This window comes from Sphingobacterium sp. ML3W (genome assembly GCF_000747525.1).
GTDB lineage: Bacteria > Bacteroidota > Bacteroidia > Sphingobacteriales > Sphingobacteriaceae > Sphingobacterium.
The window spans coordinates 2543330-2562554 of record NZ_CP009278.1 but is presented as its reverse complement, the minus strand read 5'-3'; the positions used below and the strand labels follow the sequence as shown (position 1 = coordinate 2562554).

Here is a 19225-nt window from a genome sequence, read left to right as displayed (position 1 = left end):
GTTATTCTTTATCATATCAATATTTAAGCTAGTCAAAACCAGTATTTTCATATGTTAAAATCAAAAATAATAGGTACCGGGGCCCACATACCCTCACGAAAAATATCAAACGAGTATTTTCTAAACCATACATTCTTTGGCCCGGACCAAATAGCAATCGAGCAATCTGCTGAAACAATTATTCGAAAATTCAAGGCAATTACCGGAATTGAAAATAGATGGTACGCGCCAGAAGGAATGACAGCTTCGGAGATGGGAACCCTGGCGGCGGAAGAAGCTATAGCAAATGCCCAGGTAGAACGTGAATCGATTGATTTCATTATTGTTGCACATAACTACGGAGACATGAAATATCCAGGAGCTCCAAGGGATATGGTTCCTTCGCTTGCCGCTAGGATAAAGCATAATTTGAAAATCAAGAACGTAAATTGTATTCCATATGACATTATATTTGGCTGTCCAGGATGGTTACAGGGGCTTATCCAAGCCGATATGGCAATCAAATCGGGAGCTGCAAAAACATGTCTTGTTATTGGAACGGAGACGCTATCGCGGGTACTCGATTCGACAGATAGAGACAGTATGATATTTTCGGATGGCGCCGGTGCATGTATCATACAAAGCAACGTGTCTGATGATAGTGGAATTATTAATAAAATACTCAGATCGGATACGGATATTGAACTGGAATATATATACTCTTTCGGAACCAATCAGGGTGATGAGACTGAACCTCGTTATATCAAAATGAAGGGGCGTAAAGTATATGAATATGCACTTAAATACGTACCACAATCCATGAAAGAATGTTTAGATCATAGCGGAGAAAGTATCGATGACCTTAAAATGATCTTTCTTCATCAAGCTAATGAAAAGATGGATGAAGCTATCGTTAAAAGATTTTACGAACTCTATGGACGCAAAGAACTTCCAGAAAATATTATGCCGATGAATATCTCTGAAATGGGAAATAATTCGGTGGCTACAATCCCAACCTTATTGCATCAGGTTCTAAATGGAGAAATAAGTTCTTATAAGCTAGCTCCTGGAGATTTAGTTATGTTTGCATCTGTCGGTGCGGGAATGAATATAAATGCAATCACATACAGATGGTAATAAAATAAATCATCAAATATTTTAAAAAAAAATGAACTTTTATGAATGACAGGTGTTCTTAATATAGAAAACGATAACAAATTTTGCTTTTAGTATGAAAAGATAAATGACGTAGTACGGTAAAAAATCCAAATGTCTTCAAAAACTTTGGATACGAAACAAAAAAGAGGAAACGATAAGAAACATAAATTACTGTACGGTTAAACGCCAAGATAAAGGGTCTAATGAAAATTAGGCCCTTTTGATTTTTAAAAAAATCGATACATTTGAAATAACGGAGAACAGTGTAAATTACTAATGAAAAAAAATAAATGCCGAGTATTGAAATTATAACTGAAATAGATGCGCCAATAAACATCTGTTTTGACCTCGCTAGAAGTATTGACCTGCACACAATTTCAACTTCGAGAACAAATGAACATGCTATTGATGGTAGAACTACAGGACTGATAGGTCTTAATGAATTAGTGACTTGGCAGGCCACTCACTTTGGTATAAGGCAAAAACTAACTTCAAAAATAACGGCGTTTGACAGCCCACATTACTTTGTTGATGAACAAGTAAAAGGTGCATTTACATCTCTTTACCACGAGCATATATTTGAACAGGTTGGTGAAAAGGTAATCATGAAAGATATCTTTGAATTTCAATCACCTTTTGGAATATTTGGACGCTTATTCAATCACTTCATCTTAACGGATTACCTGACGCAATTTCGTACTGTGCGAAATAATATAATTAAAGAATATGCCGAAAGTGACAAATGGAAAATGGTGATTTAAATACGTGAACTTAAACATAAAAAACAGCTCTCCTAAAATAACTTTTTCGGAGAGCTGCAAATCCGTTTAGCAAAGCGCTTTAAATACTGCCTTGCTTATTTTTATTTAGCTCGCGATCTTTATCGACAGTTCTTGTAGTAATGCCTTCGCTTCGTTTAGATTTGTATTCCAAACTTTCGTTCTTTCGGCACTATTCAACTTCTGGATAGCTGCTTCAAAACGTTTCAAATCCTCGACCATACCCTTCTTTTTTAGCGCTTTCTTTACAATCTGAACTTTTTCGTAATCCTGTACCCCTTCCAAGGTTCTTTCATAACGAATCGAACTCCTGCCATTCGGATACACGATATAGGTATCGCCTGCTGGCCAAGTACGGAAACGTGAATCTAAAATTGGGTTTTCGACCCATGAGTTGAATGCCCAATGTAATAAGCCATCAAAGTCAGCCGCCTCAGCATACCATCCCATATAAGCAGACTCTGCAGGATCGGAGAATGTAAACTGATTTGGGAAATCATTACCACAATACACGTAAAATGTGGTAATCAACCCCCTCTTTTTACGATCTAGCAAATCTTCATGCGAGAAGGGATGATTTGCCGCAATACTGATATCTTTACTGTCTGGATAGCGCTGATAAGTCTTTTGATTATCCGCGTAAGAAACACCCAAAACTGGTGCTACTTTCTTCAAAAGTGACAGCGCTCCATCTACTTCTTCTTTTGTGCGTTCATCCATAGCGATGTTTGTAATTTCTAGCCAGCCCTTTGAATCCAAATGCTTCACAAGATCTTTCAAGAACGGTGTCCATAGCTCTTCAAACTCAGGAGTCCCTGGCTTGGCAACGACATTGACGACTTCATTCTTGGCTACATCGCGATAGTGCACCTCATTGTTCCAAGGCACAATTGAATACATATTAATCATCTTAGTTACGCCTAGGTCCATCATAAACTGCACCCAACGGTCGAACACTTTATAATCATAAGCCCAAGTACCATCTGCATTTTTGTTCCATAGAATCATATCTGCATAGGGATCATAAGTCTGCACATTCCATGGGTCTTTATTCATGGTCGTCGTGATTACTTTCTGTCCAGCATCGGCCAACATCTTCATAACAGGCTTCATCGCTTCAAAGTGTGCATCACTCCACATCTCTAAACCATTCACGCGTGCTACAGCGGATGGATGTTGCCATTGATCCAAGTGGAAGATCCACTCGCTTGGCTTAGGCAATACGTTTTCTAAAACCCTAACTTTCAAAGTTAATTGATCGACAACCTTTCCTTTGCTCTCGATGCGTACGTTAGCTTGGTATTCCCCTGCTTTGGCATCACTTGGGATTTTTACAGTTAACCAAACTGGACGCGCCTTGCTCGCTTCCAAATCTAAAGATGTTAGGTCGTCTAACATATCTGGAGACAGTGACGCTGCAAAATCTTCTTTCTTACGGTATCCACATCCAGCTGCAAATTCATCGGTCATCACGTAACGAACGAAACGTGCTGAAGCTATGCTAGCGGGCATTTTGGTGCTATTTGCTCCTTTAAAATCAGTTACCGTTACGGTCACATCTGGCGCAGCTTCTTTCGTCCATAGTAATATTTGTGCCGAAACACGTTCTCCACGCCAACCGGTTAACGCATCAATTGATTTTTTATTTATATCAGGAACTAGCGACTTAGCATAGCGTTTATCAATAGTTACAAATGAGCTATGTAGGCCTTTCTTTACATTAGACCAATCAGCCAACGCGTCTTTCGTTGGGTCGGCCATTTCTTGGAAGTTTACCATCTCGAAGGCTGGTGTTTGCGCCTTAACAGGTTGTACACTCCATAGCGCCCCAACAAGAAGAGCTGACGCTAAAGTAGTATTCTTAAAATTCATATTTATTTGACTTGGTTTTCAATTGAGATCTGGAATATCCTTGTGTTTTAGAAACATGAATGATAAAAGTCTGCACTTAACATATTTCCGCAATATGAAACCAAACTACTTAAATTTCTAGATGTATACAAATGCTAAACTAAAACAAACGTTTGCTTTAATTTCAAGAAAGGAAAATTCTATTAAGCAATTGATATCAAACTCATTACCCGAAAGCTAACTTTTATGAGAATGGGTGCTTTCTATTTTTTTGATATCACTAATAAAAAATGCTCCTTAATTGCTTTGATTCAACCGTTTCCTACGACTCAGTCAGGAGGCAAACGGAATGGATGATGTGAAAAAAGAGATTAAATGGTATGAAACTTTTTTAGTGTCAATTTTTCGGTTGGTAAGTCATTTTCTATTCCTAGAAAACTACGTTCAAAACCAAATTTCTCTAGTATTTTTTTTGACGCTAGATTTTCTGGGTCTATGATTCCTATAATATCCACGGCAGGAAATAATTTATCTGCTCGGTCTAGGACTACTTGACATATTGCCGATCCAATTCCCATACTCCAAAACTCTTTCTTTAAAACATAACCGATTTCAAGTATTGAATCGTCCTGCTTGTAGCGTTCTAATTTGCAATAGCCTACAAAATCACCTTCTTGATTAAATACCTTAAAATATCCTAACCCGTCTTCGCTATTATTAGTAGCAAGAATAACATCGAATTTTTCTCTCGCCTGATGCTCTGTCCATGCATTTCCCGAGATATATTTCATAATTTCATCGTTCATGACCAACCCTTTAAAAATATCATAATCAATTGCTACATACTTCTCTAATATTAAGTTCATTCGATTTTAATTTATATAATATTGGTTAAACATGGGTGTAGAAATTTTAAAACAATAGGATTAAAGATACTATTTTATAAGAAAATCTTCTCGAACAGGATTGAATGTGTCAATAAGTTCTCCTGCAACTATGCATTCACAGCCGTGCAAAGCATTACTAGGAATAATGCAACTGTCACCTCCGTGAAGTACATGCATAATATCATCAATTACATAATGAAAAACTCCAGATTTAACGTAAGAAATTTGGGTTTGCGGATGTCGATGTAGTTCACCTGTTGCACCTTTTTCAAACTTTACTTTAGTCAGCATCATGACTGGACTATGTACTGCAATCTGTCTTTTTACTCCTTTTCCTACAACTTCCCAATCATTTTGATTTTCAAAGTGAAATAATTCATTTTCCATATTTGTAATTGCTATCTGTATGAGCGGATCAATTGACCTTATTTTTATCTAATATAGAAAGGAATCGGTCAAAAAAAGGAATTTAAAACCATTTTATTTAATGTGTTTGAAAAATATCTCTAGAACGAGCATTTTTGTTTTTAATGTTGGATTTCATTAAATTGCAGTTTAGTACAGAACAAATGCAAGATAGGCCACGAGTAAAAATTCACCTTACATCTATTGATTTAACATGCGAAATACTAGGTTGGATCCTTGTGCTAGGTATGTGGTTATTAACGTTAAATAAATATGGCACATTGCCTGATCGTATTCCAATCCATTACAACATATTGGGAGAAGCTGACGGATTTGGAAAAAAGAGCGCTATTATTACGTTACCTCTTATTTCGTCTATTTTATTTATTGTATTAACGATTTTGAACAAGTTTCCACATATCTTCAACTATCCCACCACTATAATGGAAAAAGATGCCTTAAAACAATATACCAATGCAACCAGAATGCTCAGGTGTTTGAAATTGGTAATCGTGTTCACCTTTGGTCTGATTTTGTTTAAAACAATTCAAATCTCGGAGGATAACAGTGCCAAACTTGGGATATGGATGTTACCATTAACCTTGTGTCTCATTATTATTCCAATGATCTATTTCACCATTAAATCTAATAGGATAAAGAAATTTACAGAAGATATACCTGATAATTAACCTAATCTCAGTGTTTATAATGATTAAAAAATGCCCCCAATAAGTGTCTAACTTTTTGGGAGCACTTCATATTATAGAGGGCTTTTTATAAAAAATTCAACGACACCTTACGCTAAGTGTAAATAACAGTTTTTTATAATATATAATATTTAGAATTTCTCAATAAGAAACGAGAAGAAAGCATCTTGATAGTATCATTTCTAGTATTGATGAAACTCCTTGGTAATAAAAGATAGTACTTCTGGTAAAGAATCTCTCCAATACGTCCATGTATGTGCACCATCTCGAATTCGGAATTCATGGGGGATTTCTTTCTTTTTCATAGCAATATGAACCAAACTATTTCCTTCATATAAGAAATCATCATCTCCACAATCGATATACCACCGTACCGCATTCTTCTTGTCCTCAGGAATTTCTTCAAGCAGTGATAGCACATTATGTTTTTTATAGTATGCTAGGATATCTCCATCAGATGCTGTTGATTTAGCGTCAACAAACCGACTTTTCGCCTCCTCTAATGATAATGGACCTACGTAAGCACTTAAGGGACAGGCTGAAGAAAAAAGTTCGGGATGGTGCAATGCATATATAAATGAGCCCCCACCGCCCATGGACAATCCGGCTATCGCTCTATATTTTTTTTCAGCCTTTGTACGGTATGTTTTTTCAACATAAGGCATTAGTTCTTGAAAAAAGAAGTCTTCGTAATTCCAATCACCTGCTAAGGAATTAAAATAGCCCCTCTGTCCGGAATTGGCATCTGGCATAATGATAATCATAGGGGTTGCTTTCCCCTCTTTAATCGCTTTATCGGTTATGTGAAGCACTTCGCCAAATTGAACCCATCCAGTATGATCATCACCGGCACCATGTAATAAGTATAGGACAGGGTAACTCCTTGAAGAGTTTTCATAGTCGGGGGGTAAATAAACTGAAAACTTCCGTTCTCCATGAAGTATTTTACTGTGTAAGCTTAGGTTATCAAAGACTTTTCCTGTTGTTTGACTAAAGGTAGCAGTCCATGCAAATAGGGTTAATAAAACAAAAATTAAAGATAAATTTCTTTTCATAGTGATTAGGTTTTAGGAATATTTTATTGTTTACGAAAATCTGATATTGATACAAGATGTAACATCCTCTCTATAGATACAATTTTTATAACTATTAAAGATAGTTAAATTGTCTAAGCGACAGAGAATAATCAGTTAAAAAAAATCTTTCCATTAAAATGTTTAATTTACTTTGAAAACGTACAATTGCTACATACCTTACAGTCATACCCTATCTTTTAGAACAACTAACTTTTGAGATGGTACGAAACCTATACGGATTACCTTGATTTTTCCATCTATGCTAAGAGAACTCTTTTGAGGGTATTTCCGAAAAAGTGTCAAATATTTTTATATTTTTGACATGGTCCTTGTATACACTAGTTAAAATAAATATCATGATTGGTAGATTCTTTAGAAAATTCTATTTGCATATAGTTATCTGGACCATACTATTGTTTTTGCCTTTTATTACCTATCTCTATCAACCAGATAAGATAGCGGATTTTAAACCCTACTCTGCATTATCTCACCTTGCAAACATTATATTTCTAGCGTCCAATTTTTACCTACTATGCTATTATGTGGCACCAAAATATTTCTTTGGTCGTCAAAAAACTTTTAAGCTGTTGATTTTTCTAGGTTTTATAGCCTATGTGGCACTAAACTATGCTATCGTATACTTTAACCCTAATGGCGAATTGACCCATTTCACAAAGGAAAACATACTATTTGTACGTCTTGTAATAGGGCCAGGCATTATTTATTCTCTTTGTATGATTACCTCTTCGATGATTTTTCTTTATGACGAACAGGCAAGGCAAAAGGAACTGAACAAACAGATTGCATTGGAAAAAACAAAAGCTGAACTAACAATTCTTAAACTTCAGATCAGTCCCCACTTTTTATTCAATACGCTCAACAACATTCGCTGGTTGATTCGTAAGCAATCGCCAGATTCTGAAAGCACAATAATCAAACTATCCGAAATATTACGGTATATTCTCTATGAAGTTGATGGCCCACAAGTAGAACTATTTAAGGAAATCGAGCATATGCGAAATTTCATTGCTCTACAGACCTTACGCCTACCTATAGCGGGTAACGTAAATCTCAAAATTGAAAATGATCTAAAAAATAGAATGATACCACCTTTATTGTTTATTCATTTCGTAGAAAATGCATTTAAATATGGGGTGGATAGCAAAACCGCTCCAGAGATAACGTTTGAATTTGTAGAGATAACGGGTGGGATAGCCTTTACATCCCGTAACAGGATATTGGTGTACAATGAACCACGAGCAAGTGAAGGCATCGGATTGACAAATGTACGGAGACGTTTACAATTACTCTATCCGAATAGGCACAACCTTTCTATCCAAAGCACTGATGATGGATATTTCAAAGTAATACTCAAACTGACAACCGATGAAGATTAAATGTATACTTATCGACGACGAACCGTTTGCACTGAACATCTTGGAAGACGATTTGCTGGGTTTTGATAATATCGAAATACTACGCAAATTCAATGCTCCAACTGATGTTAACGATTTTTTAAAAAATCACCCCGTAGACTTGATTTTTTTGGATATACAGATGCCCGAAAAATTGGGGACACAATTTATCCGCGAACTTGAAGAACCCCCATTGTTTATTTTCACCACTGCTTATCATCAATACGCTGTGGAAGGATTTGAGTTAAATGCAGTCGATTATCTATTGAAGCCCATTTCCAAGGAACGATTGACAAGTGCCATTAGAAAGGTGGAAGATATCATGATGATGCGTGCAAAACAATTACCTGTGGACGATCATATTGTTGTCAATGTTGAATACAAAAAGATAAAAATATTACTCAATGAAATCAGTTATATTGAAGGTCTTAAGGACTACGTTAAAATCTATTTAATAAACCGGGATATTCCTCTTCTCACACGGAGCAACCTACGGGGTATGGAAAAGATACTCCCTAAAACCGATTTCTTAAGAATCCACAATTCCTTTATCGTCAACAAAAATAGGATTGAAAATGTGACTCAAACTAAACTCACATTGTCTAAAACAGCATTGCCAATAGGTAAGAAATATATCCGAAACATCGAACTTTTCCATTTATAGTAAAGCTTTAGGCTGCCCTTTTCAACCACAATAATCGCATTCGTCTACACATACACGCTGTCCGTCTACAGATGATTGTGTAGATTAAGAATATTTTTCAAATTTGCTTTCTATCGGTCCATCTTAAAGTGGATAACCGAATAAATCGATAAAAGAAAAAATGAAAAGATACATATCTGCAGTTATTTTGGCAACGGCTATCCCTACGCTACATGCCCAAACTCCATCGAGTAATCGTTCAAGTGATATCACCATTTCTGAGGGCAGGCTCTTAGGTCAAATTGTAAACAATCAAGGAAAACCTATTGCACAAGCTTCTATCAATCTCCTTCAAGTAATTAATGATAACGCTACAGGTAAACAAAGAGAGGTATTATTAAAAAGCACAAGTACACGGGAAGACGGGAAATTTAGTTTTTCAAATGTGTCAACCAGCGACAAATGGAAGCTAAGAATAAGCTCAATTGGTTATACAGCAATTGACTTACCTGTTGAATATGGTACAGATAACAAAATTTCGGAAAAAGATTTAGGTGCTATAACACTAGAAAACGATAATCGGAAACTGGATGAAGTAATTGTTACTGGGCGTAAGGCATTGCTAGAAATGGACATTGACAAAAAAGTATTCAATGTAGAAAAGAATATCGTAGCTACAGGCGGTACAGCTATCGATGTGTTTCGTAATATGCCATCTGTACAGGTCGATATCGATGGTAATGTCAAACTCAGAAATGCCGCTCCAACGATTTTCGTAGACGGAAAGCCAACAACGCTTACACCCGACCAAATACCGGCCGACGTCATCGAGAAGGTCGAAATTATCACCAATCCTTCTGCTAAATATGATGCTTCTGGAAGCATGGCTGGAATTATAAATATTATTCTCAAAAAAAATAAAAAAACTGGTTACAATGGTATGGTTACTGCCGGAGGAGACCGATTTGGCGGAACCAATTTTATGGGTAGCCTAAATGCGCGTCAAGATAAATTAAATATATCATTGACAGGAATGAACATGCGTATGCGTACAAACTCCGAAGGTGACAGCCATAGAACGAGCAGTATCAACGGCATAAATTCGAGTGTAGATCAAGATATTGAAGGTAAAACAAAGGGGATGATCACTTTTGGAAGACTTGGGGTAGACTATGATTTTAGTCCCCGTACTTCGGTCTCAATAGCAGGAATATTGGTTGAAGGAAAATTTACTCCAAACGAAAACACACTGATATCGACACAGACTGGTGGAAACACATCATTAAGCCAAAGAATCTCAGATTCGGAGCGAAGCTTTAAACCGAGAGGCTTGCAAGCTGGTTTAGTACAGAAATTCAAAACAGAAGGAGAAGAATTTACGGTTGACTTTAATTATTTTGGTGGACAGAATAATTCCAAAGGTCGTTATAGCACCAATTACTTAAATGATATAAATCAAATCACAGGCACACAGGTTCAAGAAAATATCGGTTCTGGTGAAAATCAATTTATGACGATTCAAACGGATTATGTCAAACCATTTCAAAATGGGATGAAGTTGGAAACTGGTTTGCGCGCTCAGATTAATAATTTAAAAAACCTGAATAACAATTCCCTAAAAGCAGTAGGCCAAGATCATTTTGAAAATATTTCATCAGCATCTGCCAATTACGATAGTAAAAATAGCGTTTATGCAGCATATGTTTCGCTAGGTGGAAATCTAAAAGATTGGGTGTCTTACAAAATTGGTGTCCGCGCAGAAAGTTCTACTTATGACGGAGAACTTTTGAACACAAATGAGAAATTCCATAATCGTTACCCACTTAGCTTATTTCCATCTCTGTTCTTAAGCAAGAAGCTATCGGAGAAAGATCAAGTTCAGATGAGTGTAACACGTCGTGTGAACCGTCCCAATTTTTTTCAAATGATTCCTTTTATTGATTATACCGATAGTTTAAACATCACCCGTGGTAATGCAGACCTGGTCCCAGAATTTACGACTTCAGGAGAACTTTCTTATAGCAGAACGCATGGCAAAGGAACTTTTCTTGTTTCAGTTTATTACAAAAAAACGAACAATCTGATTACACGCTATCTGACACAGGAGCTAAACCCGATCACAGATAAAATGGATTTCATCAATACCTATATCAATGCCAATTCAAGCCAAAACTATGGAGCGGAATTTACCTATACCAACAGCCTGAAAAAATGGTGGGATATGACAGCAGACCTTAACTTTTACAATTCAAAAATAGAGGTTGATGACAGTACTCCGGCCGAAGGTATGTGGACGGTTTTTGGAAAATTAAACAATACCTTCAATATTAAAAACAATTGGAATCTACAGCTTGCTTTTGAATATCAAGGCAAAACGAATATGCCGGTAACCCAAGGTCAAACTTTCGGTCCGCCTATGAATCAAGCTCAAAGCTCTTCACAGGGCTACATCAAACCGTTTTATGGAGTTGACCTTGCAATCAAGAAAAGTTTCTTGAAGAATCAAGCTGCTTCAGTAACACTAGCAGTAAATGATATTTTTAGAACCCGAGGTAACACAATTGTATCTGCTGGAGAGGGATTTTCCCAAACCTATTACCGTATCTCCAATCCTCAACTTGTCAAATTAAACTTATCATACCGTTTTGGGAAAATGGACATGAATATATTCAAGAAAAACAAAAATCAAAACTCAATGGAAGGTTTGCAGATGCAATAACCTATTCGGAGTTGATTAAACTGAGGCCAAAAAACAACGGCGGAAAAGCTTAAAACCTTTCTCCGCCGTTGTTTCATTTACTACCAGTACTAGGATGGTACATAAACTCCAATTATATTTTGTTACCATTCCTATTAACTGTAACAATATATCCCGTTATCAGCCATAATGTAAAATGAAATTAGGGGAAGTGTTTTCATTACATTTTTTTTCGTATTCTAGGGTCAATCCAAAAGAGATCTCGCAATGGTAGAATATCTTGTGGTGTTATCTGGCTATAGATAAGTTCTTCAGTATCATCCGAAATGTGCCAGACGTAATCCGCTTGTTGCACGTCCAGAACTTTTAAGATAGCGTCTTCATCACAGAACCAAATGTCTGACTCAATGACTGCAACTCTATGTGTCAAAAACCAATCACAGGCTTGGGCGGTATCTAAACAGATTAAAGACCGTGTAAGGTCTTCTAAGTCTTGCATTCCCGAACTGACATGGTCGGGATAATGCAATTGCAAATATTCCAGATACATAGCGTGATCACCGGTATGCACGGCATGATTGCGTATCAGTACGCCCTGTGGATCGAATGAGAAATCGTATACCTCGGGATTTGCGATAAACTGATAGTACTGGTTATAGAGCTGAAGCCTCTGCTCTAACCTTTGTTGATAGTCGTCTTCGATAAACACTTGTCCTTCAATCGTCCCATCATCTGAATTATTGAGAACGTCTTCGATTACCAAGATGGCTGGCTCTTGAAAGGCTGCAATCATTGCTCTGCAATCCAAGCGTAGCAGATACTCCCGGACATCAGGTACCTTAATCGGATAGTAGCTTGGATTTTCATCACCGACGTTATTTCTAGAAGTCAATATATTGTATCCTTTAGACTTCAGGTCTAGCAAAACGGTTAGGGTTAAAGAGACGAACTTCATGGTGTGATTATTTTGACATTAAAAAAAACTTAGCTGAGTGGGTCCATCCTGTCCCAATAGTGGTAAACCGGACCATGGGTAAGGATCATACCGCAATTTGCCATCGGGTCTATTTGGGAATCCTCTCAATGTATACACTGGGTAACACTCGAGTGATAAATCTGGGACTTCATAGTTGAATATTGGTGTCAGATTTTCGTCATCGGTAGCAGATAGCCACTTTTGTTCTAATTCCGGAGTTAGAAAAAGCGGCATACGTCCTTTGTTGGGACCATCATTGTGAATATGGCCCATGATGGTATTGGCCTCTCGAGTCAACATACCAAAGCTGCCTACTTTCTGAGATCTGCCATCTTGGTCAACGGATTCATGCCACTGATATAACCCTGGAATATAGAAAATTTCTCGGTTTTTATCCTTGATGTAATACGGTACTTTCTTTTTCCATCCATGTACCTTCCGATGTTCAAAGGTACCGGAAACGGGAATAAGACAGCGCTGGTCTTTCAGGCGATGCCAGTAAGACTTGCCATCGGCAAAAATGCGTTCGCTACGGATATTGACCATACTGCGCCTTCGGTCGTCCTGCTCCTTAGGATCTTGAATATAGGTAGGCAATACACCCCACTCCATTTCGACAAGACCAAGATTCTGGCTTTCCTTATCTTTATATATTATGGGATAACCAGGGAAGGTAATAGCCTGCACATTTTCAAAATAACGATAATCATAATCGACTTTCTTACGTTCGTCTCGTAGTTTGGAAAAGGTTTTCTTGACAATTTCGATGTCTGTATGTAATGATATGTCCCAGCACATAGTGATTGTTTATATGTAATATGTTAAGTTGTTTGATTTTAAACACTTGAAGTAATCAAGTTGTTTGCAGAAATAATAGATCTTAGGTCGCTAAGATAGGAGTTCAATGGCGCTGACTTTCTTTTTAGTATTTCCATTGCTGATGATTGCCCATACACGCCCGTGCTCCAGAGTAAATAGGATATCTATAGGATCTTTGCGTTTGAAGGTAGTTTTACTCCGAAGATAGTTGATGATCTTGTTTTCATACATGAGCAACATTCGTTTGTTCCACCTCTCTTCGTAAAAGCGGTTGATGAAGATGCGATAACTGGAATTCGACGCTAACAATTGATGTATACGCAGGGTATCTGCTGGTATACTGACGGCCTTACCTTCTTTAGAATTTAACTGTGCAGCATGTTCTTGAGCCTCTTCTGTCTTCCAGTATGGAGACAATAAAAAGCCGGAGCCTTTACTGATATCTGGCCATTCAAATCGCTGTAGCACAAAGTCACGATAGCCTTTATCCAAGAGTTCTTGAAAGCTGCTATGGCTAAGTTGCTCGAATGGATTGTACAACATGATGGACTTGTCTTATTGATACAAAGTTAGTGAACTTAGACAAATTTTTGCTTAACAAAATTGGAAATATAAATTCATTTATATTATAATAAACAAACAGAGGTTGCAATTAATTTTATACTAGTTTTCGAGTCTATCTTACAGAAGAATCGCTATAGAAATGAGATTCTATAGCGATAAAAGGTATTCTTTTCTATAATGGTTTTGGTATTATCATATTAATAATTTATCCTTTACTTACCAATTGTCAGAACAATTCTTGTCAACATTATGTCTCTTTAAAAATCATATTTCAATAGAGAGGTAAGAACATAGATAAAAAAACATTTTCAAACGTTACTTCTGCAATAATACGACATTTTTCTCATTAATGGGAATTTTTACAAAAATATTCGTAAAGTATAAAGTTGAACATTGCCTTACTTCTAAAGTTTATTCTTACTGGATAACCAGACAACAAATAAAGCCGCAGTGCTCCAGATAAGCATCTGTGAGAGCGCTAGATTCCATCCTCCAAATGTCCAGCTTAATAGACCAAAGAATGTTCCGGTGCCTGCACCAATAAAATAGGTGGTCATATATACGGTATTTAACCGACTATGCGCCTCCTCATCCAGAGAATAGATACGTGTGAAATTTGTGATCTGAGTTGCCTGAACGCCAATATCCAAAAAAAAGATAGCAATAATCAAAACCCATATGGAATGTGGGAAAAACCACATGACCAAAATACTTAAAAATAACATACCCACTGTGAGGTAAAGGTTTTTAAACACTTGACCTTTATCGGCCATTTTTCCGAAGTATGGAGCCACTAAAGCCCCTCCTATGGCAATTAGACCAAAAAGGCCGATTGTAGAGGCTGGAAAATTAAAAGGAGCATCACTAAGGTGGAAAGTTAAAGTTGTCCAAAAAGAACAGAACACTCCAAAAGTGAAGGCCCCAAGTAAAGATGCTTGTCTGAGGATTTTATATTTACCTATTAATGTGATTGTAGATTTAAGTAACCCAAGATAAGTACCTTTAAATTTGCTGGGTACTTCCGGTAAAACAAAAAACAACAATAGACTGCTTATTGAAACAAGCAACGCCGAACTGATAAACACACTCTGCCAACCCCATAAGTCTGTCAATAAACCACTCAATAACCGTGAACCTAAGATACCACACAGGATTCCGCTAAATACGATACCGACATTTTTACCTCGATTTTCTTTACCTAGGGCTGCGGACATCGGTAGGATAATCTGTGCAGGTGTAGAACATACGCCAATTACAAAACTAAGGATAAGCAAGAGGCTGTAATTTGTGGTATTAGCGAGCGTTAAAAGCATCACTATAAGGGTAAGACAAATACATAAAATTAATTTTTTTCTATTTAACTTATCACCTAAAGGCAGTAGAAAAAACATACCCAGACCATATCCCAATTGTGCCAGCACAGAAATTTTACCAACAGCACTTTCAGATTTCCCCAAGGTTTCAGCTATATTCCTAAGAATGGGCTGGCTATAATACACATTGGCAACTATGGTTCCTGCTGAAAAAGCCATAACAGGAATGATCCATTTATTCTCTTTATTTATTGACATTTGAAACTTTATTACAATAAGCAAACCTAAGAACTTTGCCTATCAAATCATGTTTATTTTCACGTACTCTGTAAAATAAAAGTATGAAGGTAATTCAATTTAAAGCATTTATTACCTGCGCCTTTTGAAACTGTTGTTTTACAACTTCATCGCACAACCATAATCACATTAAAATTAGGTATATAGATGGATGGGAGCACATGGATATTAACTTGTACAACAACTAAATATCAAAAGATAGTTTTTATTTTTTATTTCCCACGCAACCTAAGTTGCCAAATGAGTGAAATCTACTTAGTCAAAAGACGAAAAAATAAATATATTTGCTAAAAATCATCATATGATGCTATAAGATTAGAAATACCACGAGCATCAGAATTCAAATTAAACAATGAATATAAGGAATAGTACGACTAGCGATATTGCGGCAATCTTTCAAGTTTACGAACAAGCCTCAGCTTATAAATTGCAAGTGGGCAATAAAGGTTGGAAGGGTTTTGAATTATCCCAGATACAAAAGGAGATTGGAGAAAATAGACATTATGTTATTTTAGAGGGGGAAGCTATAGCCTGTACATTTTTACTCACATTCAATGATGATGTCTTATGGAAGGAAGCTGCGAACGATTCCTCAATCTATATTCACAGAATAGCTACAAACCCACTTTTTAGGGGAAATTCGTATGTAACAAAAATCGTTTTATGGGCTAAAGAATATGCGGCTACAACTAATAAAAAATATATCAGACTTGATACGCATAGTGGAAATGAAAAAATAAACAATTATTACAGCAATTGTGGCTTTACTTTTAAAGGGGTGACTATGGTAGAATGGACGGCTGAATTACCAGAACATTACAAAGAGGGATCTTTTAGCTTATTTGAGATTGCATTATAGTCGCAAAATTCCTTTCCCTATCCAATTGGATAGGGAAAGGAATTTTGTTACATATTGAGCCAGTAATTGAACTTCATCATAAATGTGTTGCTTGCGGGTAGGCCAAACATACGGTCTAGGTTGTTTCCCCAGCCGGTTTGGTAAATATCGTCACGATTGGACCGATTATGTTCCCAAACAAGATATAAAGTTGAACCCGGAAGATACTCCCATCGCGCCACCAAGTTGGAACGAAACTCATTAAAACTAAAGTTCGGATCATTAAACGACAGTTGAGTTCCACCTTTATTGACTTGATAAAGACCAGCATTGTAACTGATTTCATCCGTTGTAAATTCGGTAAAGCGATCTTTGTATACGCGTGAATCTGTATTTTCAGCTTGCTTAAATCGGTCATATTTGGCAACCGATGTAAAAGGAGAACCATAATATTGAATAGAAATATCGGGAGTTAGATTGAGTTGCATATTCAATGTGATACCATAGGTTTGCTGTTTCATCCGCCCCATGATATAAGTTGCTGGATCAGTTGGGTGGACTTCTGGAGAGGCAGTGCTGACATATTGCAGATTGTCTTGATTCCAGGCGTAATTGAGCTGACCTGTAAGGCGAACATGATTACCCAGTCGGAAAATCATACTGGGGTTTATCGTATTATATCCCGTTTCTTGTCCCAAATAATGTCTTCCATTATAATCCAATTTATAAACAACCCGCTTAGCTCTATCCGAATTCAAGACGACATTTGTCTCAATATTCGAATTATAGCGCAAATCTGGTCCACCTCTCAACTGGCGGCTATCAATCGTATTCCAGTTGAATGTTTCTTTGACATCCATCTCTATTCGATGCTTGGTACTTAAGCTTCTCCACCTAAGTGCAATATCATTATTGATTGCCTTTCCACCATAGTTCCACATATTTTTTTGCGTCAAATTAATTCCTGCAAAACGAAAGGGGCCCCAAGGATCCGTTTTTCGAAATGTAATCTCTGATTCATTAAATTTATAATCTGATTGACGAAGATATCCGACGTTATTGAGGTCAAACCCTGGTGATGACCAACTAAAAGTTTGTGCAAAATTCCATTGTGCATTTCCTTTCTTTCCTATTTTAACATAACCACCAGTACCTTGTAAATTATTTTTATTGGGATCTAAGTTCAAATAATTCGCCCCTGATTCACGTTGATAATAGTGCGTTGCATTCATCTTGGTATGCAAAATTGCATCAGATGAGCCATGTAGGGTACTAAACATTCCCTTAGCATCGACATAATAGAGTCTTTTAGCGAAATACTGCGTAAAATCTACTCCTGCAGTAAAAGCATTGTCTACCATAATTTCTTCTAGATGCCTCTCCCCTAGCTTCCTATTAACCGAGGTCACCATACCACCAAGTAAAGTATTACCATCCCAATTTTTCTGCACACGAGCCACTGTATAATTGGTAAGAGGTTCTGTCACTTCTCTATCCGATTGACCATTACGCATCACTTTTGAGCTCGTTTCAGCTGTAACACTCTCCAAGAAACCAACGGTGACCCCATTTCTATTTGTACCTGTCAGTTTCATAGCTCCTAGGATAGGGATAGGATTGGCTGTGCTCGAATAACTATTGAGATTGTCAATAGCATTTGGTCGGTAGGTGGGCATGGCACCTATTCTGCGCGAATAAAACATCATCCCATCCTCATTATTGTCAAATTCCAAAATATGTTTCCCTTCTAGGAAAAAGGGTCTTTTCTCGTCATAGAAAATCTCATATGCAGACAGATTCATAACTGATGGGTCAAGCTCCACCTGACCATAGTCTGGATTGATAGTCATATCCAAGGTGAAATCATTCAGCGCGAATTTTGCATCTAATCCCCCCGTTGCCTGCCATTTGCTACCTTTCTGAAAAGGACTGTTCGGAATCTTTGGATCTCTAACAAACTTGCTCATGGTATAAGGTAAAAACTCTATTCCCCTTGGTTTTGGCAAATCGGTCATGCCGCTCATCTCACCGAATGAAAACACATGCCCATTATTCTTGATTGGAATAAGGCTCCAGTTCTGAACTTCATTATTTCTACGAATAATACGTCTGACATGCAAACCCCAGATACCATCAGAACTTTTCTGATTATAACGCAATTGACTAAAGGGAATTCGCAATTCGGCAGTCCAACTTGAATCTGCTAAGTTAATATGTGTACGTCCCTCCCACACCGTATTCCAACTTAAATTGACAGAGAGTTTATCTGTAACGGTAAGATCGGTCTTGTTTCCACCGAGGTTTATATTAAATTCTGAAGCAACTCGATAATCATGGTAAGTATCGAAAGCAATGCTAATAAGATCTCCATTAGTATTATCGTCTCGATTGCCAATAAAAGAATTCATCGTCTCAGGATGTTTGTCTTTACAATAAACACCTACATACACATTTTGATCGTCATAAAATATCTTCATGCGCGTCCATGAATCTGTATGTGCACGTTCGAAAGGAATAACTTGAGAAAATTTCTCAGACCACTCGCCAACATTATTCCATATATCCTCATCCAATTTACCATCTATACGTGGTTGTTGATTGGCAATTTTTGTAATATGATACCCTCTTTTATAAGCGCTATCCAAAGAAACTACTTCTTTTCTTTCCTCCTGTGCTTGACATAAAGAATGTAGTATCAGAGCAGACAGTAAACAATAGTATTTCATAAATAATTCAACTATTTTTGTATCGGTTTATATAATATTGGTTATTATATATAAGTTAATCTGAGCCAAGTTACAAAAAATAAAACAATCTGAA

General features: G+C 36.9%; 16 protein-coding genes. 7 read left to right on the top strand and 9 right to left on the bottom strand.

The window, feature by feature from the left end; translation table 11 throughout:
• Positions 1-51: 51 nt before the first annotated feature.
• Both KO02_RS10850 and KO02_RS10845 read left to right on the top strand, forming a co-directional pair.
• The gene (locus tag KO02_RS10850; RefSeq protein WP_038698241.1) at positions 52-1116 is read left to right on the top strand and encodes a 3-oxoacyl-ACP synthase III family protein; all 1065 of its coding nucleotides are present in this window, start codon (positions 52-54) and stop codon (positions 1114-1116) included.
• A 311-nt stretch (positions 1117-1427) separates the two neighbouring features.
• The gene (locus KO02_RS10845) at positions 1428-1898 is read left to right on the top strand and encodes an SRPBCC family protein (RefSeq protein ID WP_038698239.1); all 471 of its coding nucleotides are present in this window, start codon (positions 1428-1430) and stop codon (positions 1896-1898) included.
• A gap of 105 nt (positions 1899-2003) precedes the next feature.
• On the opposite strand, the gene KO02_RS10840 is transcribed toward KO02_RS10845, so the two are convergent.
• The 3 genes from KO02_RS10840 to KO02_RS10830 form a co-directional block, all read right to left on the bottom strand.
• Positions 2004-3788 (bottom strand): DUF4091 domain-containing protein, encoded by a 1785-nt coding sequence (locus KO02_RS10840; RefSeq protein WP_144243304.1) that lies wholly within the window; start codon positions 3786-3788, stop codon positions 2004-2006.
• Positions 3789-4138: 350 nt separating this feature from the next.
• Positions 4139-4633, bottom strand: a complete 495-nt coding sequence (locus KO02_RS10835) for a GNAT family N-acetyltransferase (RefSeq protein ID WP_038698237.1) — start codon at positions 4631-4633, stop codon at positions 4139-4141.
• Between the two features lie 69 nt (positions 4634-4702).
• The gene (locus KO02_RS10830; protein WP_038698235.1) at positions 4703-5041 is read right to left on the bottom strand and encodes a cupin domain-containing protein; all 339 of its coding nucleotides are present in this window, start codon (positions 5039-5041) and stop codon (positions 4703-4705) included.
• 143 nt (positions 5042-5184) lie between these two features.
• Here KO02_RS10830 and KO02_RS10825 point away from each other — a divergent pair, with 143 nt between their 5' ends.
• Positions 5185-5748 carry a DUF1648 domain-containing protein gene (locus tag KO02_RS10825; RefSeq protein ID WP_200878634.1) on the top strand — a complete coding sequence of 188 codons (564 nt, stop codon included), beginning with the start codon at positions 5185-5187 and terminating at the stop codon, positions 5746-5748.
• Between the two features lie 200 nt (positions 5749-5948).
• On the opposite strand, the gene KO02_RS10820 is transcribed toward KO02_RS10825, so the two are convergent.
• Positions 5949-6821 (bottom strand): alpha/beta hydrolase, encoded by an 873-nt coding sequence (locus tag KO02_RS10820; protein WP_038698233.1) that lies wholly within the window; start codon positions 6819-6821, stop codon positions 5949-5951.
• 377 nt (positions 6822-7198) lie between these two features.
• Between KO02_RS10820 and KO02_RS22755 the strand changes: the two genes are divergently transcribed.
• The 3 genes from KO02_RS22755 to KO02_RS10805 all read left to right on the top strand — a co-directional run bounded on the left by KO02_RS22755 (position 7199) and on the right by KO02_RS10805 (position 11619).
• On the top strand, positions 7199-8239 hold the full coding sequence (locus KO02_RS22755) for a sensor histidine kinase (protein WP_051959873.1): 1041 nt from the start codon (positions 7199-7201) through the stop codon (positions 8237-8239).
• Positions 8229-8921, top strand: coding sequence for a LytR/AlgR family response regulator transcription factor (locus KO02_RS10810; RefSeq protein ID WP_051959872.1), 693 nt, complete (start codon positions 8229-8231; stop codon positions 8919-8921). Before KO02_RS22755 ends, KO02_RS10810 begins: the two co-directional genes overlap by 11 nt.
• Before the next feature lie 160 nt (positions 8922-9081).
• Positions 9082-11619: an outer membrane beta-barrel family protein gene (locus KO02_RS10805; protein WP_038698231.1), complete on the top strand. Its 2538-nt coding sequence runs from the start codon at positions 9082-9084 to the stop codon at positions 11617-11619.
• Between the two features lie 199 nt (positions 11620-11818).
• Here KO02_RS10805 and KO02_RS10800 read toward each other — a convergent pair whose 3' ends face one another.
• The 4 genes from KO02_RS10800 to KO02_RS10785 all read right to left on the bottom strand — a co-directional run bounded on the left by KO02_RS10800 (position 11819) and on the right by KO02_RS10785 (position 15528).
• Entirely contained in the window at positions 11819-12553 is a 735-nt protein-coding gene (locus tag KO02_RS10800) for a hypothetical protein (protein WP_038698229.1), read from the bottom strand.
• 18 nt (positions 12554-12571) lie between these two features.
• Positions 12572-13372, bottom strand: coding sequence for an SOS response-associated peptidase (locus KO02_RS10795; RefSeq protein ID WP_038698227.1), 801 nt, complete (start codon positions 13370-13372; stop codon positions 12572-12574).
• A 90-nt stretch (positions 13373-13462) separates the two neighbouring features.
• Positions 13463-13936 (bottom strand): hypothetical protein, encoded by a 474-nt coding sequence (locus KO02_RS10790; RefSeq protein ID WP_038698225.1) that lies wholly within the window; start codon positions 13934-13936, stop codon positions 13463-13465.
• 425 nt (positions 13937-14361) lie between these two features.
• Positions 14362-15528: an MFS transporter gene (locus KO02_RS10785; protein WP_038698223.1), complete on the bottom strand. Its 1167-nt coding sequence runs from the start codon at positions 15526-15528 to the stop codon at positions 14362-14364.
• A 391-nt stretch (positions 15529-15919) separates the two neighbouring features.
• On the opposite strand from KO02_RS10785, the gene KO02_RS10780 reads away from it, so the two are divergent.
• Positions 15920-16426, top strand: a complete 507-nt coding sequence (locus tag KO02_RS10780) for a GNAT family N-acetyltransferase (RefSeq protein WP_038698221.1) — start codon at positions 15920-15922, stop codon at positions 16424-16426.
• A gap of 47 nt (positions 16427-16473) precedes the next feature.
• Here KO02_RS10780 and KO02_RS10775 read toward each other — a convergent pair whose 3' ends face one another.
• A complete protein-coding gene (locus KO02_RS10775; RefSeq protein WP_038698220.1) occupies positions 16474-19131 on the bottom strand; it encodes a DUF5916 domain-containing protein in 2658 nt (885 codons plus the stop codon).
• Between the last annotated feature and the right edge of the window lie 94 nt (positions 19132-19225).